At 60.7% G+C, this 26,983-nt stretch carries 26 protein-coding genes and 1 tRNA gene; 15 read left to right on the forward strand and 12 right to left on the reverse strand.

Annotation, left to right across the window (positions count from 1 at the left end; all coding sequences use genetic code 11):
* Nucleotides 1-9: 9 nt before the first annotated feature.
* From QCBJ_RS00935 to bcsQ, 3 genes are all read left to right on the forward strand, one after another.
* Nucleotides 10-1,425, forward strand: coding sequence for an MBOAT family protein (locus tag QCBJ_RS00935; RefSeq protein ID WP_102059951.1), 1,416 nt, complete (start codon nucleotides 10-12; stop codon nucleotides 1,423-1,425).
* Between the two features lie 12 nt (nucleotides 1,426-1,437).
* Entirely contained in the window at nucleotides 1,438-2,562 is a 1,125-nt protein-coding gene (locus tag QCBJ_RS00940; RefSeq protein ID WP_102059952.1) for a cell division protein FtsQ, read from the forward strand.
* A gap of 176 nt (nucleotides 2,563-2,738) precedes the next feature.
* On the forward strand, nucleotides 2,739-3,674 hold the full coding sequence (bcsQ, locus tag QCBJ_RS00945) for a cellulose biosynthesis protein BcsQ (RefSeq protein ID WP_043204645.1): 936 nt from the start codon (nucleotides 2,739-2,741) through the stop codon (nucleotides 3,672-3,674).
* A gap of 241 nt (nucleotides 3,675-3,915) precedes the next feature.
* On the opposite strand, the gene QCBJ_RS00950 is transcribed toward bcsQ, so the two are convergent.
* The 5 genes from QCBJ_RS00950 to QCBJ_RS00970 form a co-directional block, all read right to left on the reverse strand.
* Nucleotides 3,916-5,103, reverse strand: coding sequence for a methyltransferase (locus QCBJ_RS00950; protein WP_102059953.1), 1,188 nt, complete (start codon nucleotides 5,101-5,103; stop codon nucleotides 3,916-3,918).
* Nucleotides 5,084-5,773, reverse strand: a complete 690-nt coding sequence (locus tag QCBJ_RS00955; protein WP_012721732.1) for an ABC transporter permease — start codon at nucleotides 5,771-5,773, stop codon at nucleotides 5,084-5,086. Before QCBJ_RS00955 ends, QCBJ_RS00950 begins: the two co-directional genes overlap by 20 nt.
* Nucleotides 5,773-6,465, reverse strand: coding sequence for an ABC transporter permease (locus tag QCBJ_RS00960; RefSeq protein ID WP_046034625.1), 693 nt, complete (start codon nucleotides 6,463-6,465; stop codon nucleotides 5,773-5,775). Before QCBJ_RS00960 ends, QCBJ_RS00955 begins: the two co-directional genes overlap by 1 nt.
* A gap of 74 nt (nucleotides 6,466-6,539) precedes the next feature.
* On the reverse strand, nucleotides 6,540-7,292 hold the full coding sequence (locus tag QCBJ_RS00965; protein WP_064054119.1) for an ABC transporter substrate-binding protein: 753 nt from the start codon (nucleotides 7,290-7,292) through the stop codon (nucleotides 6,540-6,542).
* A 13-nt stretch (nucleotides 7,293-7,305) separates the two neighbouring features.
* Nucleotides 7,306-8,079 carry an ABC transporter ATP-binding protein gene (locus QCBJ_RS00970; protein ID WP_012721734.1) on the reverse strand — a complete coding sequence of 258 codons (774 nt, stop codon included), beginning with the start codon at nucleotides 8,077-8,079 and terminating at the stop codon, nucleotides 7,306-7,308.
* A gap of 554 nt (nucleotides 8,080-8,633) precedes the next feature.
* On the opposite strand from QCBJ_RS00970, the gene gabP reads away from it, so the two are divergent.
* Nucleotides 8,634-10,025, forward strand: a complete 1,392-nt coding sequence (gene gabP, locus QCBJ_RS00975; protein WP_046034626.1) for a GABA permease — start codon at nucleotides 8,634-8,636, stop codon at nucleotides 10,023-10,025.
* A gap of 118 nt (nucleotides 10,026-10,143) precedes the next feature.
* Here gabP and QCBJ_RS00980 read toward each other — a convergent pair whose 3' ends face one another.
* Both QCBJ_RS00980 and QCBJ_RS00985 read right to left on the reverse strand, forming a co-directional pair.
* A complete protein-coding gene (locus tag QCBJ_RS00980; RefSeq protein WP_012721736.1) occupies nucleotides 10,144-10,557 on the reverse strand; it encodes a hypothetical protein in 414 nt (137 codons plus the stop codon).
* Between the two features lie 3 nt (nucleotides 10,558-10,560).
* Entirely contained in the window at nucleotides 10,561-11,514 is a 954-nt protein-coding gene (locus tag QCBJ_RS00985) for an alpha/beta fold hydrolase (protein WP_012721737.1), read from the reverse strand.
* Nucleotides 11,515-11,687: 173 nt separating this feature from the next.
* Between QCBJ_RS00985 and QCBJ_RS00990 the strand changes: the two genes are divergently transcribed.
* The 4 genes from QCBJ_RS00990 to QCBJ_RS01005 all read left to right on the forward strand — a co-directional run bounded on the left by QCBJ_RS00990 (nucleotide 11,688) and on the right by QCBJ_RS01005 (nucleotide 15,407).
* Nucleotides 11,688-12,653: an arsenic resistance protein gene (locus QCBJ_RS00990; protein ID WP_102059954.1), complete on the forward strand. Its 966-nt coding sequence runs from the start codon at nucleotides 11,688-11,690 to the stop codon at nucleotides 12,651-12,653.
* Nucleotides 12,654-12,740: 87 nt separating this feature from the next.
* The gene (locus tag QCBJ_RS00995) at nucleotides 12,741-14,333 is read left to right on the forward strand and encodes a glycosyltransferase family 39 protein (RefSeq protein ID WP_102059955.1); all 1,593 of its coding nucleotides are present in this window, start codon (nucleotides 12,741-12,743) and stop codon (nucleotides 14,331-14,333) included.
* Nucleotides 14,334-14,422: 89 nt separating this feature from the next.
* Complete coding sequence (locus tag QCBJ_RS01000) at nucleotides 14,423-14,698, forward strand: hypothetical protein (RefSeq protein WP_012721740.1); 276 nt, start codon at nucleotides 14,423-14,425, stop codon at nucleotides 14,696-14,698.
* 151 nt (nucleotides 14,699-14,849) lie between these two features.
* Nucleotides 14,850-15,407, forward strand: a complete 558-nt coding sequence (locus QCBJ_RS01005) for a hypothetical protein (protein ID WP_102059956.1) — start codon at nucleotides 14,850-14,852, stop codon at nucleotides 15,405-15,407.
* 86 nt (nucleotides 15,408-15,493) lie between these two features.
* Here the strand turns inward: QCBJ_RS01005 and QCBJ_RS01010 are convergent.
* The 4 genes from QCBJ_RS01010 to QCBJ_RS01025 form a co-directional block, all read right to left on the reverse strand.
* Nucleotides 15,494-15,569 (reverse strand) — tRNA-Phe (locus QCBJ_RS01010).
* 103 nt (nucleotides 15,570-15,672) lie between these two features.
* Nucleotides 15,673-15,945, reverse strand: a complete 273-nt coding sequence (locus QCBJ_RS01015; RefSeq protein WP_012721742.1) for an oxidative damage protection protein — start codon at nucleotides 15,943-15,945, stop codon at nucleotides 15,673-15,675.
* Entirely contained in the window at nucleotides 15,942-17,009 is a 1,068-nt protein-coding gene (gene mutY, locus QCBJ_RS01020; RefSeq protein ID WP_012721743.1) for an A/G-specific adenine glycosylase, read from the reverse strand. The genes QCBJ_RS01015 and mutY overlap by 4 nt, the downstream gene beginning before the upstream one ends.
* Complete coding sequence (locus QCBJ_RS01025; protein ID WP_046034632.1) at nucleotides 17,006-19,216, reverse strand: AsmA family protein; 2,211 nt, start codon at nucleotides 19,214-19,216, stop codon at nucleotides 17,006-17,008. Before QCBJ_RS01025 ends, mutY begins: the two co-directional genes overlap by 4 nt.
* 324 nt (nucleotides 19,217-19,540) lie before the next feature.
* Between QCBJ_RS01025 and QCBJ_RS01030 the strand changes: the two genes are divergently transcribed.
* The 7 genes from QCBJ_RS01030 to QCBJ_RS01065 all read left to right on the forward strand — a co-directional run bounded on the left by QCBJ_RS01030 (nucleotide 19,541) and on the right by QCBJ_RS01065 (nucleotide 25,386).
* A complete protein-coding gene (locus tag QCBJ_RS01030) occupies nucleotides 19,541-21,202 on the forward strand; it encodes an OFA family MFS transporter (protein ID WP_012721745.1) in 1,662 nt (553 codons plus the stop codon).
* A gap of 315 nt (nucleotides 21,203-21,517) precedes the next feature.
* Nucleotides 21,518-22,111: an imidazoleglycerol-phosphate dehydratase HisB gene (gene hisB / locus QCBJ_RS01040; protein WP_003218037.1), complete on the forward strand. Its 594-nt coding sequence runs from the start codon at nucleotides 21,518-21,520 to the stop codon at nucleotides 22,109-22,111.
* Complete coding sequence (gene hisH, locus QCBJ_RS01045; protein WP_012721746.1) at nucleotides 22,111-22,749, forward strand: imidazole glycerol phosphate synthase subunit HisH; 639 nt, start codon at nucleotides 22,111-22,113, stop codon at nucleotides 22,747-22,749. The genes hisB and hisH overlap by 1 nt, the downstream gene beginning before the upstream one ends.
* Nucleotides 22,750-23,007 carry a DUF2164 domain-containing protein gene (locus QCBJ_RS01050; RefSeq protein ID WP_012721747.1) on the forward strand — a complete coding sequence of 86 codons (258 nt, stop codon included), beginning with the start codon at nucleotides 22,750-22,752 and terminating at the stop codon, nucleotides 23,005-23,007.
* Nucleotides 23,008-23,046: 39 nt separating this feature from the next.
* Complete coding sequence (gene hisA, locus QCBJ_RS01055; RefSeq protein ID WP_003187784.1) at nucleotides 23,047-23,784, forward strand: 1-(5-phosphoribosyl)-5-[(5-phosphoribosylamino)methylideneamino]imidazole-4-carboxamide isomerase; 738 nt, start codon at nucleotides 23,047-23,049, stop codon at nucleotides 23,782-23,784.
* Nucleotides 23,785-23,793: 9 nt separating this feature from the next.
* On the forward strand, nucleotides 23,794-24,564 hold the full coding sequence (hisF, locus tag QCBJ_RS01060) for an imidazole glycerol phosphate synthase subunit HisF (protein ID WP_003171107.1): 771 nt from the start codon (nucleotides 23,794-23,796) through the stop codon (nucleotides 24,562-24,564).
* A gap of 66 nt (nucleotides 24,565-24,630) precedes the next feature.
* Nucleotides 24,631-25,386: an ABC transporter substrate-binding protein gene (locus tag QCBJ_RS01065; protein ID WP_102059957.1), complete on the forward strand. Its 756-nt coding sequence runs from the start codon at nucleotides 24,631-24,633 to the stop codon at nucleotides 25,384-25,386.
* A 3-nt stretch (nucleotides 25,387-25,389) separates the two neighbouring features.
* Here the strand turns inward: QCBJ_RS01065 and QCBJ_RS01070 are convergent, their stop codons facing one another.
* Entirely contained in the window at nucleotides 25,390-26,976 is a 1,587-nt protein-coding gene (locus QCBJ_RS01070; RefSeq protein ID WP_256581440.1) for a serine protease, read from the reverse strand.
* Nucleotides 26,977-26,983: the final 7 nt, after the last annotated feature.

Consider the following 26,983-nt stretch of genomic DNA (forward strand, 5'->3'; position numbering starts at 1 on the left):
GACACCACCATGGTCTTTGCCTCACTCGAATTCCTCACGCTGTTCCTGCCGGCCTTCCTGTTGATCTATGCCCTGGCTCGTCCGAGCTGGCGCAACGTGATCCTGTTGATCGGCAGCTGGTTGTTCTACGGCTGGTTGAGCCCGTTGTTCCTGTTCCTGCACATGGTGTTGACCGTGGTGGCATGGGTCGGCGGCTTGCTGGTGGACCGCTCCCGTGAGTACGGCAAAGGCCGGGTGCGCCTGTTGATCGCGTTGATCGTGTTCAACACGGCCGTGCTGTGTTGGTACAAGTACGCCAACATCGTCGCCGGCACGGTGAGCGAGGTGATCACCTGGTACGGTGCGATGCCGCTGGACTGGCAGCGCGTGGCCTTGCCGGCGGGCTTGTCGTTCATCGTGTTGCAGGCGATTTCCTACCTGGTGGATGTGCACCGTCATACGGTGCCGGTGGAGCGCAGCTTCATCAACTACGCCACCTATATTTCGATGTTCGGGCACTCGATTGCGGGCCCGATCATCCGTTACGACTGGGTCCGCCGTGAGCTGAACCAGCGGTATTTCAACTGGGCGAATTTCTCCCTGGGCGCACGGCGCTTCATGATCGGCATGGGCATGAAAGTGCTGGTGGCCGACACCTTGTCGCCGCTGGTGGACATTGCCTTCCACCTGGAAAACCCCAGCCTGGTGGACGCCTGGATCGGTTGCTTGGCGTATTCGCTGCAACTGTTTTTCGACTTCGCCGGCTACAGCGCCATGGCCATCGGCTTGGGCTTGATGCTGGGCTTCCACTTCCCGGAAAACTTCAACCGGCCGTACCTGGCCAGCAGCATCCAGGACTTCTGGCGGCGTTGGCACTTGTCGTTGTCCAGCTGGCTGCGCGACTACCTGTACATCGCGCTGGGCGGTAACCGTGACGGCGTCTGGCGCACCTACCGCAACCTGTTCCTGACCATGGCGATTGCTGGGTTGTGGCACGGCGGCGACAGCTGGAACTACCTGCTGTGGGGTTCGGCCCACGGCGTGGCGCTGTGTGTTGACCGCGCATGGTCGCGGTCGAGCTTGCCGAGCATTCCGCCGGTGCTGTCGCACGTTCTCACGCTGCTGTTTGTGTGCCTGGCCTGGACGTTGTTCCGCGCGCCGGACTTCCATTCGGCACTGACCATGTACGCCGGCCAGTTCGGTCTGCACGGCATGGCCTTGGGTGACGCGATGGCCGTGGCCATGCGCCCGGCCCATGGCATGGCGGCGTTGCTGGGGCTGGTGTGCATCATCGCGCCGATCTGGCAGGTGCGTTGCGAACAGCGCTTCGGCACCCAGCCGTGGTTTGTGGTGGCGGCCTCGCTGTGGCCGGTGGCCGGGTTTGTGTTGTCGTTCGCGCTGATTGCCAGCCGCGACGCCGTACCGTTTCTGTACTTTCAGTTCTAAGGACGCCCGACCATGCCTGCTCCTACCGCGCCGACTCCACCGAGCGATTTGGCCGTTCGCACCAGCCCCCTGGCGGCCTGGGTGCTGGTGCCCTTTTTGGCGGCGGGGCTGCTGTCCTGCGTTTGGCTGATGGTGAAGGGGCCGATCAGTTATGTGCCGGCCAAGGTCGACAGCGACATGTTGCTGCACGGTGACCTGACCCACCGGTTTGCCAAGGAACTGGCCAAGGCGCCGATGGCGATCCAGGCCGCCAACCTGGAGCGCGGCGGCAGCTGGCTGGCGTTTGGCGACACCGGGCCGCGCGTACGTCCGGGTTGCCCCGGCTGGCTGTTTATCAGCGATGAGCTGCGCATCAACCGGCATGCCGAGGCCAATGCCCAGACCAAGGCCCAGGCGGTGATCGACCTGCAAAAACAACTGGGTCAAAAAGGTATCGACCTGCAAGTGGTGGTGGTGCCGGACAAGAGCCGCATCGCCGCCGCCCAACGCTGTGGCCTGTACCGCCCGGCGGTGCTCGATAACCGGGTGCGGGATTGGACCGCCATGTTGCAGGCCGCCGGCGTTTCCGCGTTGGACCTCACCGAAACATTGAAACCGCTGGGCGCCGAAGCCTACCTGCGCACCGACACCCACTGGAGCGAAATCGGCTCCAACGCGGGGGCCAAGGCCGTGGCGCAGCGTACCCAGCAGCGCGGCATCAAGGCCACGCCGGAGCAAACCTTCGACATCACCCAGGCGCCGCTCGCCGTGCGTCCGGGCGACTTGGTGCGCCTGGCCGGTCTCGACTGGTTGCCGCCCACGTTGCAGCCGCCAGGGGAATCGGTCGCGGCCAGCACGGCCCATGAAACCGGTGGTGCGACCAGTAATGCCGACGACCTGTTTGGCGATGCCGGCCTGCCCAATGTGGCGCTGATCGGCACGTCGTTCTCGCGTAACTCCAACTTTGTCGGCTTCCTGCAAAAGGCCCTGAATGCGCCTGTGGGCAATTTCAGCAAGGACGGCGGTGAATTCTCCGGTGCGGCCAAGGCGTACTTTGACAGCCCGGCGTTCAAGCAAACCCCGCCTAAGTTGTTGATTTGGGAGATTCCAGAGCGCGATTTGCAAACGCCATACGATGTCATCACGATTGGCCAGTAATTTGACGATTGTCCGTTTGTCTAAAAAATAAACAGCGCAAGCATCAAAATAATGACACTTTTGTGAGCTTGAAGCAGACTGCCTGCACAAGGGCGACGACAAAAAGACCTGCGGTAAGCAGCCGGATGAGCTGGCCTTTTCACGTCGTTAAGCTTCGCCGTGATGAGGAATCCGCTATGAGCTTTACAGATGGTCTTCTCGTTCTGCTGGGGAAAGACGTCAGCCGTGACGCCCAAGGGCTGGATGCGCGGCTGCATTTTTTTGGCAGCATTCCCGTGGATGACGGCACCCCGTTTCCCCCTCAAGCCCCCAGTGCGCAGGCGCAATCCCAGTCCGTGGATAAGGGGGTACGACGTCCGTGCGTGGTGGCGTTGGTGTCGGTCAATGGCGGCGTGGGGCGCAGTACCTTGGCGACGGCCTTGAGCAGCGGTTTGCAGCGCCTGGGTGAGTCGGTGGTCGCCGTGGACCTGGACCCACAGAACGCCCTGCGGATGCACTTCGGTGTCAGCCCTGCCTCGCCGGGTATCGGCCCGACAAGCCTGCGCAATGCGCAGTGGGACAATATCCAGCAGCCAGGCTTTGTCGGCAGTCGTGTGATCACCTTTGGCGACACCGATATGCGCCAGCAGGACGACCTGCAACGTTGGCTCAAACATGAACCGGACTGGTTGGCGCAGCGCTTGTCTGCATTGGGCCTGAGCGCCCGTCATACCGTGATCATCGATACCCCCGCCGGCAATAACGTCTACTTCCATCAAGCCTTGAGCGTGGCCGACGTGGTGCTGGTGATTGCCCAAGCCGACGCCGCCTCCCTGGGCACACTGGACCAACTCGACGGGCTGTTGGCACCGCACCTTCAGCGTGAACGCCCACCGCACGTGCACTTTGTGATCAACCAACTGGATGAGGACAATGCCTTCAGCCTGGATATGGTGGAGGCGTTCAAGCAGCGCCTGGGCACCAGAGAGCCTCTGGAGGTGCACCGCGATATGGCGATCAGCGAGGCCCTGGCGTTTGGTATCGACCCATTGGATAGCCAGGCATTGAGCTTGGCGGGGGACGATATCACCGAGCTTTGCCGGCTGCTGATTGCACGTAAAAAACGGCTTTAAATTGCGCTTTATTCGCTTAACGCCAGATGCTTATGCACAATCGGTTGGAGGGCAATGTCACGAAACAGCCGTTGTGTGGAGGCGTTCTCATCACGCCGCAACTGCCTGTTTTGAGTGCGTTTTATTTTGTGAACAAAAAATGACCAGCCTGGCTTTTGGCCTGTAACGCAGATAGCTACGGGCTCTGTAAAGAATTCATCAACAGAGTTATCCACAGGCTGTGCCGCGACAATTTCGCCCCTTAATCGCGCTCGGCAAGCACCATCAAGTTGCGCGGCGTCAAGGCCGGTTCGCAGAAGGTGCCGACTTCCACCCTGTAGCCGTTTTCGCTGAGAAACAGTGCACGATCCAGCACCAGCCATAACTCCAGCGGCCGCCGAAACAGACCACGCACCAATTCCAGGTTTCTGACCTCTGCCAGGCGTCGCCAGCCATACGCCTCTAAACCCGCCCAATCCTGTTCGTCTGTGGATAACCCTTTGAGTTTTGCCAGCGCGTGGCAGTAGTCCGCGAAGGGCCTGTCCAGCCAGCTCGCGGGCAGCGACGGTGTGGGCAGGTACTCGTCACAGCCACGCAACTGGCGTTGCAGTTGATCGAAACCCAGGCGTCGCGCCATGGACGTGTCCCGCTGCAAACGCACCCGTTTGCCCGCGGTGACGGTTTCGCTCAGCGGCAGGCCGAGGTCATCGATCGACAGTTGCAGGGGTGAAGCACGACCGGCGCTGGACAGTGGCTGGTAGGCCTGGGCGTTGATGCGGTTGTAGCAGCAGGGCGCCAGCGCCAACTGTTTGCAGCCGGCGGCGCTGGCCAGGTGCAGCAGGCGTACATGCAGGTCGCCACAGGCATGCAGGGCGACGGGCGTGTGTTCGGGGCCGATAGCCACAGCGGCCATCACGTCTTGCAGGCAATGCGTGACGGGCAGGCCGTGATGCTCGCTCAAGGCCTGGCCTGCGGCGATCAGCGCCGGGTCGTATTCCAGGCAGGTCAATGCTTGATCTGCCTGCAACAGGCGACGACCCAGATGGCCTTTTCCCGCACACCAGTCCAGCCAGTGCCCGGGCTTTTGCGCAAACTGCAGCGCGGCGCCGAACGCTTCGATTTGTGCCCATTTACGGCCAGGTACATCGACGCTAAGGCGATGGCGAGCGGGTGCCAAGGGCTGCATCGGTAACTTATCCACAGCACTGAGCTGCCGGGCTTGCGCGGCAAGCTGCGGAAACGGCGCGGGTGCCGCCAGGTCGTGGGGCTGATTGTGACTGGCTTCGGCAGCGGCTAACGAGCGTCGGCGTAGCCACTGGGCGAGTTCGGGGTGCTGGGTTTCCCAAGGTAAATACAGGTGCGTAAAGGGCCGTGGTTTCCACAGCCCTTGGTGTTCGGTCAGGAATGCATCCAGCGCCTGGAAGCGTGCCTCAACGTCCTTGACAGGCATCAACGCGCAGCCAGCGTTCCAGCAGTTTGAAGCCGCGTACCAGCAGGTACGACATCAGCAGGTAGAACACACCAGCGGTGAAGAACATATCCACTGTCAGGTAGTTGCGCGCAATGATCGTCCTGGCCATGCCGGTCAGCTCAAGCAGCGTTACCGTACTCGCCAGCGAGCTGGCCTTGAGCATCAGGATCACTTCGTTGCTGTAGGCAGGCAAGCCGATACGCGCGGCGCGCGGCAGGATGATGTAGAACAACGTCTTCGGCTTGGACATGCCCAGGGCGCGAGCGGCTTCGATTTCGCCCGGGGGAATAGCCTGGATCGCACCGCGCAGGATCTCGGCGATGTACGCGGCGGTGTGGAGGGTCATGGTGGCCGTGGCACACCAGAACGGATCACGCAGGTACGGCCACATGGCGCTGGTGCGCACGGCATCGAACTGGGCCAGGCCGTAGTAGACCAGGAACAGTTGCACCAGCAGCGGTGTGCCACGGAAGAAAAAGATGTAGGCGTAGGGCAGCGAACGCACATACCAACGCTTGGACGCACGAGCGACGCCCAGCGGAATCGCGAGTATCAGGCCAAGAATGACAGCGATGCCCACCAGTTCCAGGGTCAGGATGGCGCCTTGGATAAACTTTGGCAGCCACTTGATGATGACTTCCCATTCCATTACGTCGTCCTCACGAAGCCGCGGGCGGCGCGTTGTTCCAGGAAGTGCATGCCGACCATCGACAGCGAGGTCAGGCCCAGGTAGATGAAGGCCGCGACCAGATAGAAGGTGAAGGGTTGCCGGGTAACGGTGACCGCGATCTGCGCGTGACGCATGATTTCTTCGAGGCCGATGACCGTGACCAGCGCAGTGTCCTTCATCAGGATCATGAACAGGTTACCCAGGCCTGGCAGCGCGATGCGCCACATCTGCGGCATGATCAGGCGGGTGAAAATCCGGGTTTTCGACAGCCCCAGCGCCAAACCGGCTTCCCGATGGCCCTTGGGGATGGCGATGATCGCGCCACGCAGAACCTCGGTGGCATAGGCGCCGTAGCACAACCCCAAGGCGATGACCCCTGCGGCGAAGGCACTGAGCGAAAGGTCGGGGATGCCGAAAACTTCACCCAGTTCGCGCACTACATTGATCGTGCCGAAATAAATGAGCAGCACCCACAACAGTTCCGGCACGCCACGCACGATGGTCGAATAGGCTCCGCCCACCCATTGCAGCGGTTTGTGCGCAGAAGTCTTGGCCAAGGCACCGGCCAGGCCGAGCATCAGCCCCAGGCACAGGGCCGTGAGCGCCAGTTTGACGGTCATCAGCGCGCCAGCGGCAAGCGCCGGGCCGAATCCGTAGAGATCGAAATTCATGGTGTTTTCATATCGCGGCAGGCAGTGCAAAAAGCCGACGCGCTCAACTGAGCGCGTCGGGCATACCGTTCAGATCATTCGATGCTGAAAGGGAAGTACTTGTCGTTGATCTTCTTGTAGGTGCCGTCCGCCTTGATCTCTGCCAGGGCTTTGTTCAGGCGCTCGCGCAGTGGGTCGCCCTTGCGTACGGCGATACCGATCTTGTCGCTTTCGACCACTGGATCGCCTTTGAACTCGTAGGCGGAACCGTCTTTGCTCTTGAGCCATTCGTACTGCACGTACTTGTCGGCGAGGATGCCGTCGAGGCGACCGGAGGTCAGGTCGAGGTAGGCGTTTTCCTGGGTGTCGTAGAGCTTGGCTTCGGTGTCAGGCAGCTTGTCTTCCAGATAGGTGCCGGCCAAGGTCGCACGCTGTGCACCGATGACCTTTCCTTTCAAGTAAGCCGCGTCAGTCTTGAAATCGGCGGTGGCTTTCGGCGCGATGAACTGCAGCTTGTTGGAGTAGTACGGGTCGGTGAAGTCGACGGCTTGCTTGCGCTCATCGGTGATCGACAGCGAGGACACCAGGAAGTCGAATTTCTTGGCGTTCAGGGCCGGGATGATGCCGTCCCAGTCGGACACATACACTTCGCACTTTTCGATTTTCATCTTGGCGCACAGGGCGTCGCCGATGTCTTTGTCGAAGCCCACGACGTTGCCGCTGGCGTCTTTGTTGTTGAACGGCGGGTAGGCCGCTTCGATCCCCATTTTCAAGGTTTCTGCCATGGCCGTGGCGCTGAACGCCATCGAGACGGCCGCGGCCAGAAGGAATTTTTTATAGTTCTGCATGCATGTTGCTCCGTTAGCGGTTGCTGGACATGAATTGTTTGCAGCGCGCCGAAAGCGGGTTTTCAAACACCTGCTGTGGCGATCCTTGCTCTTCGACCAGGCCTTGGTGCAGGAACACCACTTCACTGGACACCTGGCGGGCAAAGCCCATTTCATGGGTGACCAGCAGCATGGTGCGGCCTTCTTCGGCCAGCGCGCGGATCACATTAAGTACTTCCTGAACCATTTCCGGGTCAAGGGCCGAAGTGGGCTCGTCAAACAGGATGACTTTAGGCTGCATCGCCAGGGTGCGCGCGATGGCCGCCCGTTGTTGCTGGCCGCCGGACAATTGCGCCGGGTAAGCATGGCGCTTGTCGGCGATGCCGACCTTGTCCAGCAGGGCTTCGGCCACTTCGATGGCCTCGGCCTTGCTTTGGCCGAGCACGCGGCGAGGGGCCTCGATGATGTTGTCGAGGATGCTCATGTGCGGCCACAGGTTAAAGTTTTGAAACACAAAACCGATTTCGCTGCGCAGGCGGTTGATCTGCTTGCCGTCGGCGGCCATCAGCTCGCCGTTTTTCGCGGCCTTGAGCTTGAGTTCTTCGCCGGCCACCAGGATCTGGCCCTGGTGCGGGTTTTCCAGCAGGTTGATGCAGCGCAGGAAGGTGGACTTGCCGGAACCGGAGGAACCCAGGATCGAGATCACATCGCCGTCGCGAGCGGTGAGCGAGATACCTTTGAGTACCTCCAGCTCACCATAGCGTTTATGCAAGTTGCGGATTTCAAGCGCGGGCGTGGCCTCGGCCATGTGGGGTCCTCATTGTGTTCATTGCGATCTTCGCTGTTGGGCCGCCTTCCTGGCGAGGCGCCAAGCTAGCATAGCGTCTTGATAGCAGCCAACAGCGTGGCTTGGGGTAAACAGGTGGTGTGCGGCAGGGTGTCGCATCGGCACAGCAGCGTGTCGCGCCATCAACAACCGAACAACCGTTTGAACCCGAAAAATCGCGGGCTTCGCGTAAAAAGGGCGCGATGGTGCCAGCTTTGGCCGGGTGTTGGAAGGGTTAACCGGGCAAACGGTGCGTATCAGCCCTTTTGTGGGGCGTCACGTACTTTTTGTGTGTGTTTATGGTGCGTTTATTCGTCTTGAATGTGAGTCGCACGGTAACGCTATAGCGGAATGCCATTGTTCTCAATGACTTGCGATGGTTGTTGAATCGTCCTGCAGCCCGCGTCAATCGTGGCCCTGTAACATTTTGGCGCAAATATTGCGTAAAAAATAAAGAACGCCCCGTTGGTTTCTTTTCACGAGAAAGATCCCGGGCCGGGCCGACCGTTTTCGCAATTCCTCGTAAAGGTGTGTCAATGAGTAGTACGCAAAGCTCCAATGACCTCGAACAGGGGCTCAAACCGCGTCACGTCACCATGCTCTCGATTGCCGGCGTCATCGGTGCCGGTCTGTTTGTCGGCTCCGGCCACGCGATTGCCGCCGCCGGCCCGGCGGTACTGCTGGCGTATGCCGCTGCGGGCACACTGGTGGTATTGGTGATGCGCATGCTGGCAGAAATGGCCGTCGCGTCGCCTGACACCGGTTCGTTCTCCACTTACGCCGACCGCGCAATCGGTCATTGGGCCGGGTTTACGATCGGTTGGTTGTACTGGTGGTTCTGGGTGCTGGTGATTCCGTTGGAAGCCAACGCTGCCGCGACCATCCTGCACGCCTGGTTCCCGGATGTGGCCATTTGGGCCTTTACCCTGATCATCACCTTACTGCTGACGGCCACCAATCTATTCAGCGTGAAGAACTACGGCGAGTTCGAGTTCTGGTTTGCGTTGATCAAGGTCGTGGCGATCGTGGGCTTTGTGATCCTTGGCCTGGCCGCGATTTTCGGCTTCCTGCCGACCAGCCAGGTCAGCGGTGTTTCGCACCTGTTCGACACCCAAGGTTTTATGCCAAATGGCATGGGCGCCGTTCTGGCTGCGATCCTCACCACCATGTTCTCGTTCATGGGCACCGAGATCGTCACCATCGCCGCCGCTGAATCGAAGAACCCAGGCCAGCAGATCACCAAGGCCACCAACTCGGTGATCTGGCGGATTGGTTTGTTCTACCTGCTGTCGATCTTCATCGTGGTGTCCCTGGTCCCTTGGAACGATCCGACCTTGGCGGCCGTAGGTTCCTACCAGACCGTGCTGGAGCGCATGGGTATTCCGAACGCCAAGCTGATCGTCGACCTGGTGGTGCTGGTTGCCGTAACCAGCTGCTTGAACTCGGCGCTGTACACCGCTTCGCGCATGCTGTTCTCCCTGGGCCGTCGCGGTGATGCACCGGCCGTGGCCAAGCGCACCAACAAGAGCGGCACGCCTTATTGGGCAGTGTTGTTGTCCACCGGCGCCGCGTTCCTGGCGGTATTCGCCAACTACGTGGCTCCGGCGGCCGTGTTCGAGTTCCTGCTGGCCAGTTCCGGCGCCATCGCGTTGCTGGTGTACTTGGTGATTGCGGTGTCGCAACTGCGCATGCGCCAGAAGCGCACGGCGGCGGGCGAGAAGATCGTCTTCAAGATGTGGCTGTTCCCAGGCCTGACTTACGCGGTGATGGTGTTCATCGTGGGTACGCTGACCATCATGCTGTTCCAGGAAGCGCACCGGGTCGAGATCATCGCGACCGGCGTGCTGAGTTTGCTGGTGGTGGCGGCGGGACTGTTTGTATCAAGCCGTCGCAAGGCGCAGAGGGTTGGCGCTGCGGTATTGAACTGACGAAATGCTGTAAAAAATGTGGGAGGGGGCTTGCCCCCGATTGCGGTGTGTCAGCGTCAGATGTGCTGGCTGATCTACCCCAATCGGGGGCAAGCCCCCTCCCACATTTGGTTTTGTATCAGTCCTGGGAGCTGGTCAGCGCCTGTGATGCCGCCACGTAATCCGCCTGGAACTGCGGCGACTCGATCCACGCCAGCGCGGCGGCTTCATCGTCGGTGTCCGTGGCCCACTGCCGATACTCGATCAGTGCCGCAAGAATGAAGTCGGTGGCTTCCTCCTCGCCTTCCTGTTCCAGCACCAGCGCCAGCAACGGATGAGCCAGGAACACGGCACACAATGCCTGCTGGCTGATCTCGCCTGCGGTGCGCATCTCCACGAACAGCTCGGTCAAATCCACTGACTCAAGGTCGATGCGGCTGTCATCGCCGGCAAACGCGTCCGGCTTGGTCGCGACAGCGCGTTGGGTACGGTTTTGCTTGGCCTTGGCCTTTGCCCGGTGGGCGCGTTTTTGCTGCTTGTTCGGCGAGGCCATGGCTCAACGTCCTGGAATGCTGGATCTGGGTGGGGTATTGAAGCGCAGGTTGGCAGAAATCCCAAGGGTATCCGCCGTTAATTGCCCGTTTTGAAGCCATTCCAGTGCAATCGGCCACAACCGATCCTGATACTCGCTGCGAAAAAAGGCGAAATGTCCGACTTCCTTTTCGCCGATGTCTTCAGGGGCGATGCGCAGATGTGTGCGCTCACTGCTGTCGAAGTAACCCAGTAGCCGCTCGATGGCCGCGACTGTCCCGAACGGATCATCGGTCATGCTGATGGCCAGTATCTGCGCGTTTACACGACTGAAAGGCAGCTCACCCAACGCTCGTCCACTGGGGCGCGTTTCATACCTGGGCGTCAGCGTGCTCCAGTCCCGCACCACGCCCGCCGGCGTGTCTTCCAGCCAGCCCAGGCGCTTGCCGGGGAAGTGCCCGCACAGCGCCGTCACCAGCGGCATCACCACATGCCACTTGGCAAACATCCGCCAACGCACGCTCGCCGCGTAGTCGCGCCAGTACGCAAACTGCGCACCGACTGTCACCATCCGCCGAATGACCGCGCCCGACGCGCCGAGCCCTGCCGCGCAGCCGCCAAAACTGTGGCCGACGACGTCAATCGGCTGCCCTGGAAACTCCCGCTGCGCTCGCTGCAGCATCGCCTCGAAATCCAGCACGCCCCAATCCGACCACGAGGCGTTGAACCCCCGCAACGACCCGCTGCGAGATTCGCCGATGCCACGGTAGTCGTAGGTGATGACGTCGAAGCCGTTGGCGAACAGGTAGTCGGCGAAGCGGGCGTAGTGGCGGCAGCGCACGGAGGTGGCGGCGTTGATGATGACGACCGGGCGTTCGACGTCGGTGCGCAGGTGGCGCCAGGTGAAGCCGCCCAGGGAGTAGCCGTCGGTGGCGGGTTCGTGGAACGCTAGCGGGGTGGGGCGGGTTGGAAGGTTCATGGCGCTACTGGGTCCTTACGCCTCGGGTGAGGGCATGCAGGCTCACGCGTTTTTATAAGACGTCGAACTTAACAAATTCCGTGCATCGTGATCGCGGAGATTGTCAGGGTGCTCGACCTTGCCACCTCGTATGCTTAGGCTGACCACCTTTCGATCCATCTGAGCCAGCCTTCATGTCCCGCGACAGCCTCGAACACAACCAGATCCCGGTCTACTTCGCAGCCGTGCTGCTGGCGGCCGTTCTCGGCCTGCTCGCCCCCTCATTTGCCCACCGTCTCAGCGCACTGGTCACGCCCGCGATCGCGGTGCTGATGTATGCGATGTTCCTGCAAATCCCGTTTCTGGACCTGCGTCAAAGCTGGGGCAACAAGCGCTTCCTGTCGGCATTGCTGCTGGCCAACTTTATTCTCGTTCCGTTACTGGTGTGGGCATTGACCCAAAGCCTCGTGGGCCGTCCGGCGTTGCTCGTGGGCGCTTTGCTGGTGTTGCTGACGCCCTGCATCGACTATGTGGTGGTGTTTACCCACATCGGTAAGGGGGATTCGCGGTTGATGCTGGCGGCTACGCCGGTGCTGTTGCTGCTGCAGTTGGCGCTGTTGCCGATCTATCTGGGCCTGATGCTCGGCGCGCAATCCGAGGGGGTGGTCGAGGCGCGGCCGTTTATCGAGGCGTTCCTCTTGTTGATCGTGGTGCCGATGCTGCTGGCCGTGGTCACGACTGTGCTGGCGCGGCGATCATCGATTGCCAGTGTCTGGAACAGCGCCTGGGCGTGGCTGCCGGTGCCGGCGATGGCGCTGGTGTTGTTTGTGGTGGTCGGCTCGCAAATCACCTCCGTGGTGCGGGATATCAACCTGTTGCTGCCGGTGATTCCGGTGTACATCGGCTTCGTGTTGCTGGCGCCGCTGATGGGGGCGCTGGCGTCGCGGCTGTTTGCGCTTCCTGCGGTAACGGCGCGGGCGGTGACGTTCAGCGCGTCGACACGTAACTCGCTGGTGGTACTACCCTTGGCATTGGCTTTGCCCGAGGATGTGCGCGGGTTGGCGGCGACGGCGGTGGTCCTGCAAACCCTGGTCGAGCTCATTGGGGAGTTGATTTACGTTCGGTTGATCCCGCAGTGGATATGGCCCGCAGGTCGGTAAACGCGGGAATGTTCAGGTCTGTTCAGGCGCTATTCAGCAGGACGGTCTGCACCATAAGTCGGCGTCCCTTACCTGACAGGTCAACCGATGGATCACCGCAGCCGTTTTCGCCTGGAATCACTGGGCATTTTTGTGTTCGCCCTATTGCTGTTCACCTTGGGAATCTGGGATCAGCAGCCCCAAGGATTTGACGGCCGCTGGGCGCTGTTCCTGCAAGAAATGTTTCGCCATGGTGCGAGTCTTTTTCCGACCACCTACGGGCAGCCTTACGCGGATTACCCCGGCACCGCGACCTTCTTCAGCTGGGTGTTTGCCCGGCTGTTTCGGGCGCCTAACCATCTGGCGAATGTGCTGCCCACCGCCCTGGCGTCCGCTGGGGTGGTGGCCGTGATCTATCGCTTGCTGGTTCCGGCTAATCGCCAGTGGGCGCTGCTCACGGTGTTGTTGACCTTGCTCACCACCCAACTGCTCGAAAAATCCCGCTCGGTGTGCCTGGACCAGATGGTGGCGTTGCTCTGTGTCGGCAGTTTCTACCTGCTGCACAGCGGTGGTCGCTGGAGGCGGCTTGCGGTATTCCCTCTGTTCATTCTGGGCTTCGCGATACGTGGGCCGTTGGGCTTGATCGAGGTCTGCGGTGTGGTGTGCGTGTATTGGGCGCTGGGCAAGCCTGGAGAGCGTGTGAAGCAGGTGCTGATCCACGGCAGCGTCGGCCTGGTGCTGTTGGCAGCCTGTTGGTGGTTGTTGATGAAGTTGGCGCGCATCAGCGGGGGTGACGCATTTGCCGATGAGGTGTTCAAGATGCAGGTGGGCGGGCGTCTCGATGAAATCGGCGAGCCGTTCTATTTCTATTTCCAGCTGAGCTTGTACCGCTACTTCCCGGTGGTGCCGTTGGCGCTGGCCACAATGATTGCCCTGCGTCACCGCTGGCCCGAGCGGTTCGAGGGCACTCTGCACTTGGTGGCGCGGCTCGGCGCCTGCGGCTTGATGATCCTGCTCGGGCTGTCGGTGCCGCACTTCAAGCGCGCCTATTACATCCTGCCCATGGTGCCGATGTTTGCGGCTGTCGCAGCCTATGGGCTGCTGCAGGCGCAAGGGTGGCTCGCGGGCGTGCGCCGATGCTACGAAGGGCTTGTCGCGGCGCTGCCGGCGTTGTGCGTGGTGGTGGTCTTTGTCTGTCGGCATGCCTGGCAGAAGCATGGCTATTGGCCAAACGTTTCGTTGCCGTTGCTGATCGGCGTGCTGGTGGTGCTGCAAGTGGCGGCGCTGGTCGCCTGGCGTCGGATTGGCCGTTTGGTTTGGCTCAGCCTGATTGCATTGGCGGCGCAATGGCTGCTGTTGGTGGCGGTGGTGGAGCCGGCCAAGGATCTGCAATTCGATACCCGGCAGTTTGTTGGCCAGGTAGAGGCGCTGCGTGCCGAGCAGCCGGGTCCGCTGGTGTTTATCAACCTGGGTCGGGACACTTGGGCGGTGCGCTACATGATGAACCTGGATCACGACGAGCAACCGGTATTTATCGGCAGTAAAGCGCTTGAGCAACTGGGGGACTTGCCCCGACCGGCCTGGGTGATAGTGGCGCGTAAGGAAACTGAGCTGCTGTACGGAACGCCTCTGGAGCATCTGGCTCCAAGCTTTGAAGGGCGGTTGAACGACAACCCGCTGATGGTGTTTTTGCTGAAATGAATCAGCCACTTGCTGTATGTTCGGCCAGCTGAGTGACCGACTGGTCATTCAGTTGTGCTGTTTTTTCGCGTTGTCGTACTGGAAGCATCATGGATATGACGAAAAAGGACGTTAAGCGGCCTGACGGTGGCCACGTGATCGGCCGCTCCCGATTTGGCCGGTTGAGCATTTGCTTCGACGGTGGCTGCAGCTACCCGGCGATGATCAACGTGTTGAGGGCTGTCTTCAAGCGCTACGGGCGATTGGTGCGCTTTGGGGAGAGGCTGTCGGCGCAGGGTTGGATTGATCGGGTCGAGGCGCGGGGGTTTCAGATTTCCGATCAGGAGCGGGTGGCGGTGTTTACGTTGATGTGGGATCGGGGGTGAGCGATCCGCTAGGGCGAGGTTGAATCGCACTCAGGCGAGTGCCAGAGACCGAATCGAACCGCCGATACACCCCTTCATGTCCGAACCGCTTGAAATCACGGGCTACTGTGACCTGCGCAAAATACACTGACGCACATTTTCAAGGATTGAAATGAAAGCCACATTGCTTGTGTTATCCGCCTTCGTGTTGCTCTACGGCTGCGCTACGCCGCTTACCTCCGACATGTCTAGTCCGTCGATTGCCGACACCAAAACGGTGGTGTTCGGCGGCAAGACGTTCGTCCTGAAATTCCAAAAACCGGGCTTGTGGGAGTATTTCCCCGCAGAGGAAAGCATCGATGCCTGGAATGAAATGGTGGACTTTACCGTCGTACCTCGCGAGATGAACCGCTTCAAACCCCTTGACCTCGCCAAGCGCGCCATCCAGCTTCACCAGCAAGAAAATCCGAACATGCCGGCGATCCTGCTGACCGACAATAAAACCGGAATCGATTATTCGATGATGTTTTATCCCACGTCATTGCGTAAAGACGGGCAATTCTCGGAAATCAGTTATTTCAAGTATTACAAGGACGGTACCACCGGGCAGACCATTATCTTTCACTTTGCCAGGAATATCCCAAGACCGAGCGATCCCTCGGAAAGTGCAATAGAGACGGGCCGGGAAATAGTGCCGCTGATAGAGGCATTCCCGCTGTATCGGCCGTAATGTCGTTGAGCGGACACAGAGCGCAGCTTGAAGGTCCAGAAACGAAAAAACCCCTGAGACCTTGCGGAATCAGGGGTTTCGGTATTTGGTGCCCAGAGACGGAATCGAACCGCCGACACGGGGATTTTCAATCCCCTGCTCTACCGACTGAGCTATCTGGGCAACGGGGCGCATTAAACGGGTTTTTCAGGGGGTCGTCAAGCAAGTTTTCAAAAAATATTTAATTATTACCGTCGCTTACGTGCCGACCCTGGTTTTTGATCAATTATTGAGCAGGCGGCACGTAGCCGTCGGCCTTGGCGTATTCCTCGCCGGAAAAGAACTTGTCCATCTCGCCCGCCAGGTATTTACGATCTTCGGCGTTCATCATGTTCAGGCGTTTTTCGTTGATGAGCAGGGTCTGGTGTTTCAGCCAGTCGCCCCAGGCTTTGGCGGAGACGTGATCGAAAATGTCCTGGCCCTTGGCGCCCGGATACGGAGGGCGTTCCAGGCCTGGCAATTCTTCTTTGTACTTGCGGCAGATAATGGTGCGGGTCATGACGAAACTCCTGCGTTCAATACGTCGGCCGCGCGCTTCAGCAGTTTTTTCACCGGGGCGGCAAGGCCCAGGCGCGGCGGGGTGGCGAGGTTATACCAGAGCCAGTCGGCCTCGGCCACGTGATGGGCGGATTCCTCGACCTGGACCAGCCAGGGTTCGATGGCGAGCTGGAAGTGGCTGAAGGTGTGGATCAGCCCCGGCAGTTCCTGTGGCTTGCCCAGTTCCAGCGCATGCTGGTTGGCCAGGTGTTCGAGGTCTTGCAGGTCGTCCAGCTCGGGCAAACTCCACAGGCCGCCCCACAGGCCCGTGGAAGGGCGACGGTAAAGCAGGATCGCGCCCTCGGCATTGGCCAGCAGCGGCATCAGCGTGCGCTTCTGCGGGATGGTCTTGCGCGGCTTGGGGATTGGGTAGCGCGTCTCCAGGCCGAGCATGTGGGCTTCGCAGCCTTTTTCCAGCGGGCACAGCAGGCAGCTGGGTTTGCTGCGGGTGCAGAGGGTGGCGCCCATGTCCATCATTGCTTGGGTGTAGGCATTGACGCGATCATGCGGCGTGAAGCGTTCTGCGGTGGCCCACAGCTGCTTGGCCACCTTGGGTTCGCCGGGGTAGCCCTCTTGTGCGGTAAAACGTGCCAGTACGCGTTTGACGTTGCCGTCGAGGATCGGCGCACGCAGTCCCATGCTCAGGCTGGCGATCGCGCCGGCGGTGGACAGGCCGATGCCCGGCAGTTCGGTCAGCTTTTCGACGTCCCTGGGAAACTCACCACCGTACTCGGCCACGACAATCTTCGCGGTCTTTTGCAGGTTGCGCGCCCGGGTGTAGTAACCCAGGCCGGTCCACAGGTGCAGCACTTCGTCTTCCGGCGCGGCGGCCAGGGCTTCGACCGTCGGCAGCGAGGCCATGAATCGGTCGAAGTAATTGAGCACGGTGCTCACCTGGGTCTGCTGCAGCATGATCTCCGAGACCCACACCCGATAAGGCGTGATGCCCTGTTGCCAGGGCAGGTCATGGCGGCCGTGGCGGTCGTACCAATCGAGTACGGCCTCTGAAAACTGCTCGTTTCTCATCGCTTGAACAGGCCCTTCAAAGCGTCTTTAAGTTGCGGGTTCACCTTGTCGAGCTTCTCTTCCAGCTTGTCGCTGAGCTTGTTGCCGGCCGCCTTGATGGCGACCTGGGTCAAGCCGTCCTTGTCCAGGCGGCACGCCTTGGCGCCCAGTTCCAGCGGGCCACGGCAGCGCAGCGGCACTTCGATGCCCTGGAAGTTGGCGCCGACCTGGCAGGCGGGGTCCGGCGTTTCACGCTGGTCGCCTTCGACGATGATGCCGACGCGGTAATCCATGCCCAAAACACGCAGGTCGACGTCGCCATTACCGTTGACGGTCAGGCCTGGGATGCGCACTTTCAGGTCGGGGTTGCTGGCGACCCCGTTGCGGAAGGTCAGGTTGCCCTTCAGCTCTTGGAACGGCGTGTCCTTGCCTTGCGGCGTGCTGCTCAAGGTCTTGCGGTTGAGCAAGGCGATGCCGGTGCACAGTTGCTGCTCAAGGTTGGCATTGAGCAGCACACCGTTGTTGATCACAAAACTGGCGGTGCCGTTGAGGCTGTCGATCAAGGCTTTCTGGCTGTTGCCACGGCCCGTGAGGTTGCTGTCGAGGGTGATCTGACCCTTTACCGGCGGGGTTTGCCCCTGGGCTTGCAGGATGCGTTCGACCGGTACTTGCTTGATCCGGCTCTGCAGCGCCAGCACGGGAATGTCCTGGCGCACATCAAGGTTGCCGTTGGCCTGGAAGCTACCGTTGTAGAGACCGCCACTCAAGGTGTCGAGCTTGAGCTGGCCATCAAGGCCGGAGGCTTTGAGCACCGCATTCTGGATCGGCAACTTGCTCAGGGTCAGTTGGCCGAACGCAAGGTCGGCGTCCACGTCCAGCGTGCGCAGGCGGGTCAATGGCAATAGTTTGTCGGTGCTCCAGGCGCCTTTGGTCGGAGCGTCGGGCAGCGGCGTGGTGCCGCCGGCGGCCATGGCCCCGGCTTCGCTGTTCTGTACTTCGGCCTGGCGTGCGGCCGCCGCACCCTTGGCCGATTCAGACTTGGCCGGCAGGTAGTTGTCGGCGTTGAAGGTGTCGCCCTTGAGCTGAACGCGCAGGGATTGCTTGGCGAAATCCTCCACGGCGACGCGACCGGTGAAGGTGCTGCCGTCGAGTTTCAGGTTCAGGTCTTCCAGGGCCACGCTGGTCGGCGTGCCCTTGAGGCGGCTGACCAGCTCGACCTTGCTCAGGCTGCCGTCGGCCATCGGCGGCAATGGGTGGCCGACGCTGTCGAGGAACTTGGCCAGGTCAAACTGGGCGATCGACAGGGCGCCGCTGAGCTGCGGAGTCTTGTCCAGGTCGTTGACCTTCAGTTCGCCCAACGCGCGCAGTTGGTTGGCCGACAGCTTCATGTTGGTCCATTCGGCGATATTGGCCGCCTGGTCCACCAGCAGCTGGCCCTGGGTGGAGAACGTCACGGTCTTGCCCTGCAGCGGCTCGCCCGTGGCTTCGCCGGTGATCTTCATGTCTTCGAGCTGATAGCGCTTGAGTGCCCGCTGGATCCGCAGGTTGCCGTTGAGCTCGGTCTTGACGCGCATCACCGGCTGGTTGCTGCCGAAGAAGGCGGTGAGTTTCACCGGGATGCTGGCGCCTTCGTGCACCGCACCGGCGCTCAGTTGAATGCTTTCGGCGCTGAACTGTTTGCCGGTCTGCTCATCGTTGTATTCAACGCGGGCGTTGTTGATGGTCAGGCTGTCGATGTCCAGGCGGATGGGTTTTGCCGGCTTTTCCGGTTCGGATTCGACAGGCTGCTCAACCGAGCCAGGGCTGCCGACGCTCGCCTCAGTCACGTTCTTGCCGATGTCTTCCCAGTTGCCATGACCTTGCTTGTCACGGTTGAGGCGCAGGTTCAGGCCTTCGACACGCACGTCGCTCATCTGCACTTCGCGGCGCAGCAACGGCAGTACGCGCACCGAGAGGCCGAGCATTTGCAGGTCGGCGAACGGTTGGGTCGGCGCGGTCAGGGTTGCCACGCTGGCTTCGTGCAGTTCAAGGCCGAGCCACGGGAACAGGCTCCAGCCGATATCGCCATTGAGCGTCAGCTCGATGTGGGCCTTGTCGCGGGCAATCTGGCGAATCTCGTCTTTATAGTCGTTGGGATCGAAGAGATGGGTCAGGGCAAAACCCAGAGCCACAATGATCAGCAACAGCCCGAGAAGTACCAGACCCAGGATTTTGCCGAACGCTTTCATGGGCGAGTCCTTGTATGTCGATTTCAAAATTTAGCCGCAGAGTATAACGCCCGACGGCCTGCGTCAGTGCCCCGATCGTTACATTGTATCCAGGGGCGGGGAAAGCGGGTTTTTGGCGTCAAAAAACAGATTTCCTGAAAAAGGTGATGTCACTTTGGTTTTTCTGTCATCGACAGGTGCTAATCTCTGCACGTTCGTCCGCCTTCTGCGACCTAAGGTCGCGCCTAAAATGGAGCTTCACTCAACAAAACGGCCACGCTTTGCGTGCAAGGCCGAGGGAGAGAGCGCCTGACGGACACATACTAACAACTGGGGGAAACACCAATGAGCACTAGCACTGCGGCAGGTTCATCTGCTGCAAAGCCAGCGTTCCTGTCCAAGGAACGCATCATCGCCAAGCCCGGCTTCAACCGCTGGCTGGTTCCACCGGCCGCCCTGGCCATCCACCTGTGCATCGGCATGGCCTACGGGTTCTCGGTGTTCTGGCTGCCTCTGTCCAAGGCACTGGGTGTTACCAAACCGGTCGCCTGCGCGCCGGACATGAGCTTCATCGCCCAAGTCTTCTCGTCCCAATGCGACTGGCCCATCTCCATGCTGGGCTGGATCTACACCCTGTTCTTCATCTTCCTGGGCTGCTCGGCAGCGATCTGGGGCGGCTGGCTGGAACATGCCGGGCCACGTAAGGCCGGTGTTGTATCGGCGTTGTGCTGGTGCGGCGGGCTGCTGATTTCGGCCTTGGGTATCTATACCCACCAGATCTGGCTGATGTGGATCGGCTCCGGGGTCATCGGCGGTATCGGCCTGGGCCTGGGCTACATCTCTCCCGTGTCGACCCTGATCAAGTGGTTCCCGGACAAGCGTGGCATGGCCACCGGTATGGCGATCATGGGCTTTGGCGGCGGCGCGATGGTAGGTGCACCCCTGGCCGCAGCGTTGATGGGCCACTTTGCCACGCCGACCAGCGTGGGCGTGTGGCAGAGCTTCCTGGTGATGGCGGCGATCTACTTTGTGTTCATGATCGGCGGCGCACTGTCTTATCGCGTTCCGCCGACCGGCTGGAAACCTGAGGGCTGGACCGCCCCGGCGAAAAAGGCCAGCAACGCGATGATCACCCACCGTCACGTGCACGTGAACGTGGCGTGGAAAACCCCGCAATTCCGCCTGGTTTGGTTGGTGTTGTGCCTGAACGTATCCGCCGGTATCGGCATCCTCGGCATGGCTTCGCCGCTGCTGCAGGAAGTGTTCGGCGGCAAGTTGCTGGGTGTTGATGTGCCGTTCGGTCAACTGGATGCCGGTCAGCTGGCCTCCATCGCGGCCATCGCGGCAGGTTTCACCGGTCTGTTGAGCCTGTTCAACATCGGCGGCCGCTTCTTCTGGGCATCGTTCTCCGACTACCTGGGCCGTAAAAACACCTATTTCGTGTTCTTCGCCCTGGGCTTTGCCCTGTACGCGCTGATCCCGAACCTGGGGCACCTGGGCAACGTGGCGCTGTTCGTGGCGGCGTTCTGTATCATCCTGTCGATGTACGGGGGTGGTTTTGCGACCGTTCCTGCCTACCTGGCCGACCTGTTCGGTACGCAAATGGTCGGCGCGATCCACGGTCGCCTGCTGACCGCCTGGGCCGCTGCGGGCGTCTTGGGTCCGGTGCTGGTGAACTACCTGCGTGAATATCAGTTGAGCATCGGCGTTGAACGCGCGGCTGCCTATGACATCACCTTGTACATCCTCGCCGGCCTGCTGGTGCTGGGTTTCATCTGCAATCTGCTGGTTCGCCCGGTGGCGGACAAGTACTTCATGACCGATGCCGAATTGGCCGCCGAACAGGCGCTGGGTCATGACAAAGGGGCGGATGCCACCACTTCCCTGGAGTGGAAAGCCGCTTCCGGCACCGTGCCATTGGCCATCGCGGCCTGGCTGGTGGTGGGTATTCCGTTGGCGTGGGGTGTGTGGGTGACCTTGCAGAAGACCGCGGTTCTGTTCCACTAACACTGCGATGACCGGGTGGGCCTGGTTCCTGCGGGAGCCGGGCTTGTTGTGGCGAGGGAGCTTGCTCCCGCTGGGTCGCGAAGCGACCCCAATCAATTCACCGCGTTGGTTCTGGAAGCTCGCGGTGACAGGTTTTGGGGCTGCTGCGCAGCCCAGCGGGAGCAAGCTCCCTCGCCACATCAGCCCAACCCAACAGTTGTATGCACATGTCTATCTCCGACACTCCATCAGTCTTATCCCCTCCGATGTTTCTGTTTAGCGCCCGCGCCCCTATAATGGCTGCCTTTTTCGCCCAATGATTTTGCGGAGCTGGTGATGGCCGAACGTAAGGCGTCCGTCGAGCGCGACACTCTGGAAACCCAGATCAAAGCCTCGATTAACCTGGATGGCACCGGAAAGGCCCGATTTGATATCGGTGTACCTTTTCTTGAGCACATGCTGGACCAGATCGCCCGTCACGGGCTGATCGACCTGGATATCGTCAGCAAGGGCGACCTGCATATCGACGACCACCACACGGTGGAAGACGTCGGCATCACCCTCGGCCAGGCATTTGCCAAGGCCATCGGCGACAAAAAAGGCATCCGTCGCTACGGCCACGCCTATGTCCCGCTGGACGAAGCGCTGTCGCGTGTGGTCATCGACTTCTCTGGCCGCCCAGGCCTGCAGATGCACGTGCCCTACACCCGCGCCACCGTCGGCGGCTTCGATGTCGACCTGTTCCAGGAATTTTTCCAGGGTTTCGTCAACCACGCACTGGTCAGCCTGCACATCGACAACCTGCGCGGCACCAACACTCACCACCAGATCGAAACCGTGTTCAAGGCCTTCGGCCGCGCGCTGCGCATGGCCGTAGAGCTGGACGACCGCATGGCCGGGCAAATGCCTTCGACCAAGGGCGTCCTGTAATGCAGACGGTCGCGGTTATCGATTACGGCATGGGTAACCTGCACTCGGTGGCCAAGGCCCTCGAACATGTAGGCGCCGGCAAAGTGCTGATCACCAGCGATGCCAACGTGATTCGCGAAGCTGACCGGGTGGTGTTTCCCGGCGTTGGCGCGATTCGCGACTGCATGGCCGAGATCCGCCGCCTGGGCTTTGACAGCCTGGTGCGCGAGGTCAGCCAGGATCGTCCGTTCCTCGGCATCTGCGTAGGCATGCAAGCCTTGCTCGACAGCAGTGAAGAGAACGATGGCGTCGACTGCATCGGCCTGTTCCCAGGCCAGGTGAAGTTCTTCGGCAAAGACCTGCATGAAGACGGCGAACACTTGAAAGTCCCGCACATGGGCTGGAACGAAGTGCGCCAGAGCGTCGATCACCCGCTCTGGCACGAAGTGCCGGACATGGCGCGCTTCTACTTCGTGCACAGCTACTACATCGCCGCCGGCAAGCCGGGCCAGGTGGTGGGTGGCGGGCACTACGGGGTGGACTTCGCCGCCGCGCTGGCCGAAGGTTCGCGGTTTGCCGTGCAGTTCCACCCGGAGAAGAGCCATACCCATGGCCTGCAATTGCTGCAGAACTTCGCCGCCTGGGACGGGCGCTGGTAAATGGCCAGGAAGCCGAAGCAGCCGGTCTTGAACCTCACGCCCGAACAGGAGAGTGAGGCTACCCTCAAGATCAAGCGCTTCATGGAGGACCGCTTCGAGCTCAAGCTGGGCTCGTTCGAGGTCGCCGAAATTCTTGAGCTGTTCACCACCGAAGTGGCTCCGCACTATTACAACAGGGCGATTTTCGACACGCAGACGCTCCTTAAAGAAAGGTTCGAAAGCATCGAAAGCGACCTGTGGTCGCTTGAGAAACCCTGATTTCCCAAGCATTGCTGAATATCGAATAAGGTTTGCCAGATGCTGATTATTCCCGCTATCGATCTCAAGGACGGCGCCTGCGTACGTCTGCGCCAAGGCCGCATGGAAGACTCCACCGTGTTCTCCGACGACCCGGTGAGCATGGCTGCCAAATGGGTGGAAGGGGGCTGCCGTCGTCTGCATCTGGTGGACTTGAACGGCGCCTTCGAAGGCCAGCCGGTCAACGGCGAGGTGGTCACCGCGATCGCCAAGCGCTACCCGAACCTGCCGATCCAGATCGGCGGCGGTATCCGCTCGCTGGAAACCATCGAGCACTACGTAAAAGCCGGCGTGAGCTACGTAATCATTGGCACCAAGGCTGTGAAAGACCCGGCGTTCGTCGCCGAAGCCTGCCGCGCGTTTCCTGGCAAGGTCATCGTGGGCCTGGACGCTAAAGATGGTTTCGTCGCCACCGACGGTTGGGCCGAGATCAGCACCGTGCAGGTGATCGACCTGGCCAAGCAGTTCGAAGCTGACGGCGTGTCCGCCATCGTTTATACCGACATCGCCAAAGACGGCATGATGCAGGGCTGCAACGTGCCGTTCACCGCTGCGCTGGCCGCTGCGACCAAGATCCCGGTGATCGCTTCCGGCGGTATCCACAACTTGGGCGACATCAAGTCGCTGCTGGACGCCAAGGCCCCCGGCATCATCGGCGCCATCACCGGCCGCGCGATCTACGAAGGTACCCTGGACGTCGCCGAAGCCCAGGCTTACTGCGACGCCTACAACGGCTGAGGACTGACCATGGCGCTGGCCAAACGCATCATCCCTTGCCTGGACGTCGACAACGGTCGCGTGGTCAAGGGCGTCAAGTTCGAGAACATCCGTGACGCCGGAGACCCGGTGGAAATCGCCCGTCGCTACGATGAGCAGGGTGCCGACGAGATTACCTTTCTCGACATCACCGCCAGCGTCGATGGCCGCGACACCACGCTGCATACCGTCGAGCGCATGGCCAGCCAGGTGTTTATCCCGCTGACCGTGGGCGGTGGCGTGCGCACCGTGCAAGACATCCGCAACCTGCTCAATGCCGGCGCGGACAAGGTCTCGATCAACACCGCTGCGGTGTTCAACCCGGAGTTTGTCGGCGAGGCCGCGCAGCACTTTGGTTCGCAATGCATTGTGGTGGCCATCGACGCCAAGAAAGTCTCCGGCCCGGGCGAAACCCCGCGCTGGGAGATCTTCACCCACGGCGGCCGCAAGCCTACCGGTCTGGATGCGGTGGAATGGGCGATGAAGATGGAAGGCCTGGGTGCCGGTGAAATCCTGCTGACCAGCATGGACCAGGACGGCATGAAAAACGGCTTCGACCTGGGCGTGACCCGTGCCATCAGCGATGCGTTGGGTATCCCGGTGATCGCTTCCGGCGGCGTCGGCAACCTGCAGCACCTGGCTGACGGCGTGATCGAAGGCCACGCCAGCGCAGTGCTGGCGGCGAGTATTTTCCACTTTGGCGAATACACCGTCCCCGAGGCCAAGGCCTACATGGCGGCGCGCGGTATCGTCGTTCGCTAAACGCTGCTGGACACCATGGCAAGCGCGCGGCAATCTCTGCGCTTGCCATGGATTCCGGTAACCTTCATGTTCAAACACCTGCTGCTCGCCCTCGCCAGTACGTCGCTCCTGTTGGCTGGCCCTGGCCACGCCGATGAATCGTCTGACGCCTCCCTGGTGTTGCTGACGGAAAACTTCCCGCCCTATAACATGGCGAAAAACGGCAAGAATTTCGCCAAGGACGAGAACATCGAAGGCATCGCCGTGGACATCATGCGCGAGACCTTCAAGCGCGCCGGCATTTCCTACAGCCTCACCCTGCGTTTCCCTTGGGAGCGAATCTACAAACTCGCCCTGGAGAAACCCGGTTACGGCGTGTTCGTGATGGCCCGCCTGCCGGACCGTGAAGCGCTGTTCAAATGGGTCGGTCCCATCGGCCCAGACGATTGGGTACTGCTGGCCAAGGCAGATAGCAAGATCCAGTTGAGCGACCTCGAGCACGCCCGTCGCTACAAGATCGGCGCTTACAAAGGCGACGCCATCGCCGAGACCCTGGAGAAGCAGGGCCTTAAGCCGATGGTGGTGTTGCGCGACCAGGACAACGCGCAAAAGCTGCTGGAGGGTCAGATCGACCTGTGGGCTACCGGCGATCCGGCCGGCCGGTACCTGGCTCGCCAGGTCGGTGTGACCGGGCTCAAGACGGTGCTGCGTTTTAATAGTGCTCAGCTTTACCTCGCCCTGAACAAGGACGTGCCTGATGAGCTTGTGGAGAAGCTTCAAGCAGCGTTGAACCAACTGCGCAAAGAAGGGCGTGTTGACGAGATCATGGCGCGTTATCTCTAGTGGTCAACGTGGTTTGAGCCGGTCCACGCGCAAATCTGAAGGCCGGCCTGCCTGGTCGAATGCGTAGGTGCAGATTTTTATCGGCTGGTTGTGCGTGGAAATAATCTGCGCGAACTTCTGATGCGGTGCATCGGGGGCCTGGTCCAGGGGAGGCATGCCGAAGAGGTCCTCTGCGTCATCGGATTCTTCCGTATCGCTGTGCTTGGGCGGCAGTGTCCGATAGCCTTCGGGTGCCAGGCAATCTGTGCGTTGAGCTGGGCCAAATTTGTAGGTGTAGCGGCTTATAAAGGGTGGCGCCAGGTTCCAGATAACGGTGTAGCGCTGCAAGAACTGCCTGTCGAGCACGATGCTGACGTCTGGGGCGCGGGTCGCCGCCGGTTCAGCGAGTTCGACCGCCAGCGTCAAGGCATTGCGCATCGCGCTGTTGCTCACCGCCTGGTCTGATTCGACCCCCAGGATGCACAACAGATGCATGCCGGTTTGCGGGCCGATGGGGTCCTTGATCGATGCGTTGTGGCTGTTGATCGGCGGGCTGTAATGCACGGGGTTTTCACATTCGCTGGCACGGCGTACGGCCTTGTAGCGATAGAGCCGGCTGGTAGTAGTAAATTCCAGGTTCCAGCTTGGCGTGATATTCCGGCCCTTGTCTCCGGGCCTTTTGACGAAATATTGTTGCAGCGGCTCAGGGCTGCTGAAGGTGATGGACGTCGCGGGGTAGAGGTTGCAGGTCTGCTCGTTGTCAGTCAGCACGCCCTCCACAAAACAGTGCTTGAGGAACACGACAGGACTGCCGTAGTTACTGTCGGCATGCCAACTCGCCTTGCCATCCCTCACCTCGCATGGTGCGTCGCGCTGACACTTTTTAGCTGCGGCCTGGCCGATGGTTGTACTGCTGAGAATGCCGAACAGCGTATTGGTGGCGCGATCCACCAGTGGTGCACCGAATGCGCCTGATTGCACGCCCTTGCATTGGTTTTTCATGGTTACGCGCCATACAAAAGGTTGCGCTACCACCTCTTGTGAGGCCTGTTGAAGGCACGCTGACAGGTGCAGCGTGTTCCATTCAGGGACGATCAGGGCAAGAATCGGGCGTGCTTCGTCAGGTAGGTCCTCGGCCAGTTTCATCGGCTCGATGCCGTTGCTGATCAAGGCGGACAGCGGAATATCGAGCTCAATGAGTGCCAGGTCGACGCCGTGGCTGCTACCCCACTTCAGGGTCTTGAGCGGGTAGGTCTTGAGCTGCTCCAACGTGTCATCGAAGTAGTTGAAGCTGATATGGCCCTTGAGTACCTGGTCCTTGATGACGGCACCACTGACACGGTGAATGCAATGGCTGCTGGTGATGATGTAAGCCGGGCCGGAAGTGCCTTGTTCATCGCGGGTATCCAGTAGGGTCGCGGTGCAGAGTGCTTTATCGTTGCGGATGCGGCCGATGCCGCTCCAGTGATTATGTTGTTGGTTGGCGTTGGTCAGCAGGCGTGGAGCGCTGGCGTTGGCCAGGCCTTCACCAAAGTCTTTGGACGCGCCCCATAGATACACAGGGCACGCAGTCAGCAGCGCGCAGATCAGCGCGGGATAAAGGGTTTTCATGGTCATC

Origin of the sequence: Pseudomonas sp. QC2, from assembly GCF_002859085.1 — a bacterium.
Classification (GTDB): Bacteria; Pseudomonadota; Gammaproteobacteria; order Pseudomonadales; family Pseudomonadaceae; genus Aquipseudomonas; species Aquipseudomonas petroselini.

Excerpts from the sequence above, each read along its gene's own strand:
- QCBJ_RS00935 (WP_102059951.1), top strand. The coding sequence starts at position 10 with ATGGTCTTTGCCTCACTCGAATTCCTCACGCTGTTCCTGCCGGCCTTC.
- QCBJ_RS00940 (WP_102059952.1), top strand. The coding sequence starts at position 1,438 with ATGCCTGCTCCTACCGCGCCGACTCCACCGAGCGATTTGGCCGTTCGC.
- bcsQ (WP_043204645.1), top strand. The coding sequence starts at position 2,739 with ATGAGCTTTACAGATGGTCTTCTCGTTCTGCTGGGGAAAGACGTCAGC.
- QCBJ_RS00950 (WP_102059953.1), bottom strand. The coding sequence starts at position 5,103 with ATGCCTGTCAAGGACGTTGAGGCACGCTTCCAGGCGCTGGATGCATTC.
- QCBJ_RS00955 (WP_012721732.1), bottom strand. The coding sequence starts at position 5,773 with ATGGAATGGGAAGTCATCATCAAGTGGCTGCCAAAGTTTATCCAAGGC.
- QCBJ_RS00960 (WP_046034625.1), bottom strand. The coding sequence starts at position 6,465 with ATGAATTTCGATCTCTACGGATTCGGCCCGGCGCTTGCCGCTGGCGCG.
- QCBJ_RS00965 (WP_064054119.1), bottom strand. The coding sequence starts at position 7,292 with ATGCAGAACTATAAAAAATTCCTTCTGGCCGCGGCCGTCTCGATGGCG.
- QCBJ_RS00970 (WP_012721734.1), bottom strand. The coding sequence starts at position 8,079 with ATGGCCGAGGCCACGCCCGCGCTTGAAATCCGCAACTTGCATAAACGC.
- gabP (WP_046034626.1), top strand. The coding sequence starts at position 8,634 with ATGAGTAGTACGCAAAGCTCCAATGACCTCGAACAGGGGCTCAAACCG.
- QCBJ_RS00980 (WP_012721736.1), bottom strand. The coding sequence starts at position 10,557 with ATGGCCTCGCCGAACAAGCAGCAAAAACGCGCCCACCGGGCAAAGGCC.
- QCBJ_RS00985 (WP_012721737.1), bottom strand. The coding sequence starts at position 11,514 with ATGAACCTTCCAACCCGCCCCACCCCGCTAGCGTTCCACGAACCCGCC.
- QCBJ_RS00990 (WP_102059954.1), top strand. The coding sequence starts at position 11,688 with ATGTCCCGCGACAGCCTCGAACACAACCAGATCCCGGTCTACTTCGCA.
- QCBJ_RS00995 (WP_102059955.1), top strand. The coding sequence starts at position 12,741 with ATGGATCACCGCAGCCGTTTTCGCCTGGAATCACTGGGCATTTTTGTG.
- QCBJ_RS01000 (WP_012721740.1), top strand. The coding sequence starts at position 14,423 with ATGGATATGACGAAAAAGGACGTTAAGCGGCCTGACGGTGGCCACGTG.
- QCBJ_RS01005 (WP_102059956.1), top strand. The coding sequence starts at position 14,850 with ATGAAAGCCACATTGCTTGTGTTATCCGCCTTCGTGTTGCTCTACGGC.
- QCBJ_RS01015 (WP_012721742.1), bottom strand. The coding sequence starts at position 15,945 with ATGACCCGCACCATTATCTGCCGCAAGTACAAAGAAGAATTGCCAGGC.
- mutY (WP_012721743.1), bottom strand. The coding sequence starts at position 17,009 with ATGAGAAACGAGCAGTTTTCAGAGGCCGTACTCGATTGGTACGACCGC.
- QCBJ_RS01025 (WP_046034632.1), bottom strand. The coding sequence starts at position 19,216 with ATGAAAGCGTTCGGCAAAATCCTGGGTCTGGTACTTCTCGGGCTGTTG.
- QCBJ_RS01030 (WP_012721745.1), top strand. The coding sequence starts at position 19,541 with ATGAGCACTAGCACTGCGGCAGGTTCATCTGCTGCAAAGCCAGCGTTC.
- hisB (WP_003218037.1), top strand. The coding sequence starts at position 21,518 with ATGGCCGAACGTAAGGCGTCCGTCGAGCGCGACACTCTGGAAACCCAG.
- hisH (WP_012721746.1), top strand. The coding sequence starts at position 22,111 with ATGCAGACGGTCGCGGTTATCGATTACGGCATGGGTAACCTGCACTCG.
- QCBJ_RS01050 (WP_012721747.1), top strand. The coding sequence starts at position 22,750 with ATGGCCAGGAAGCCGAAGCAGCCGGTCTTGAACCTCACGCCCGAACAG.
- hisA (WP_003187784.1), top strand. The coding sequence starts at position 23,047 with ATGCTGATTATTCCCGCTATCGATCTCAAGGACGGCGCCTGCGTACGT.
- hisF (WP_003171107.1), top strand. The coding sequence starts at position 23,794 with ATGGCGCTGGCCAAACGCATCATCCCTTGCCTGGACGTCGACAACGGT.
- QCBJ_RS01065 (WP_102059957.1), top strand. The coding sequence starts at position 24,631 with ATGTTCAAACACCTGCTGCTCGCCCTCGCCAGTACGTCGCTCCTGTTG.
- QCBJ_RS01070 (WP_256581440.1), bottom strand. The coding sequence starts at position 26,976 with ATGAAAACCCTTTATCCCGCGCTGATCTGCGCGCTGCTGACTGCGTGC.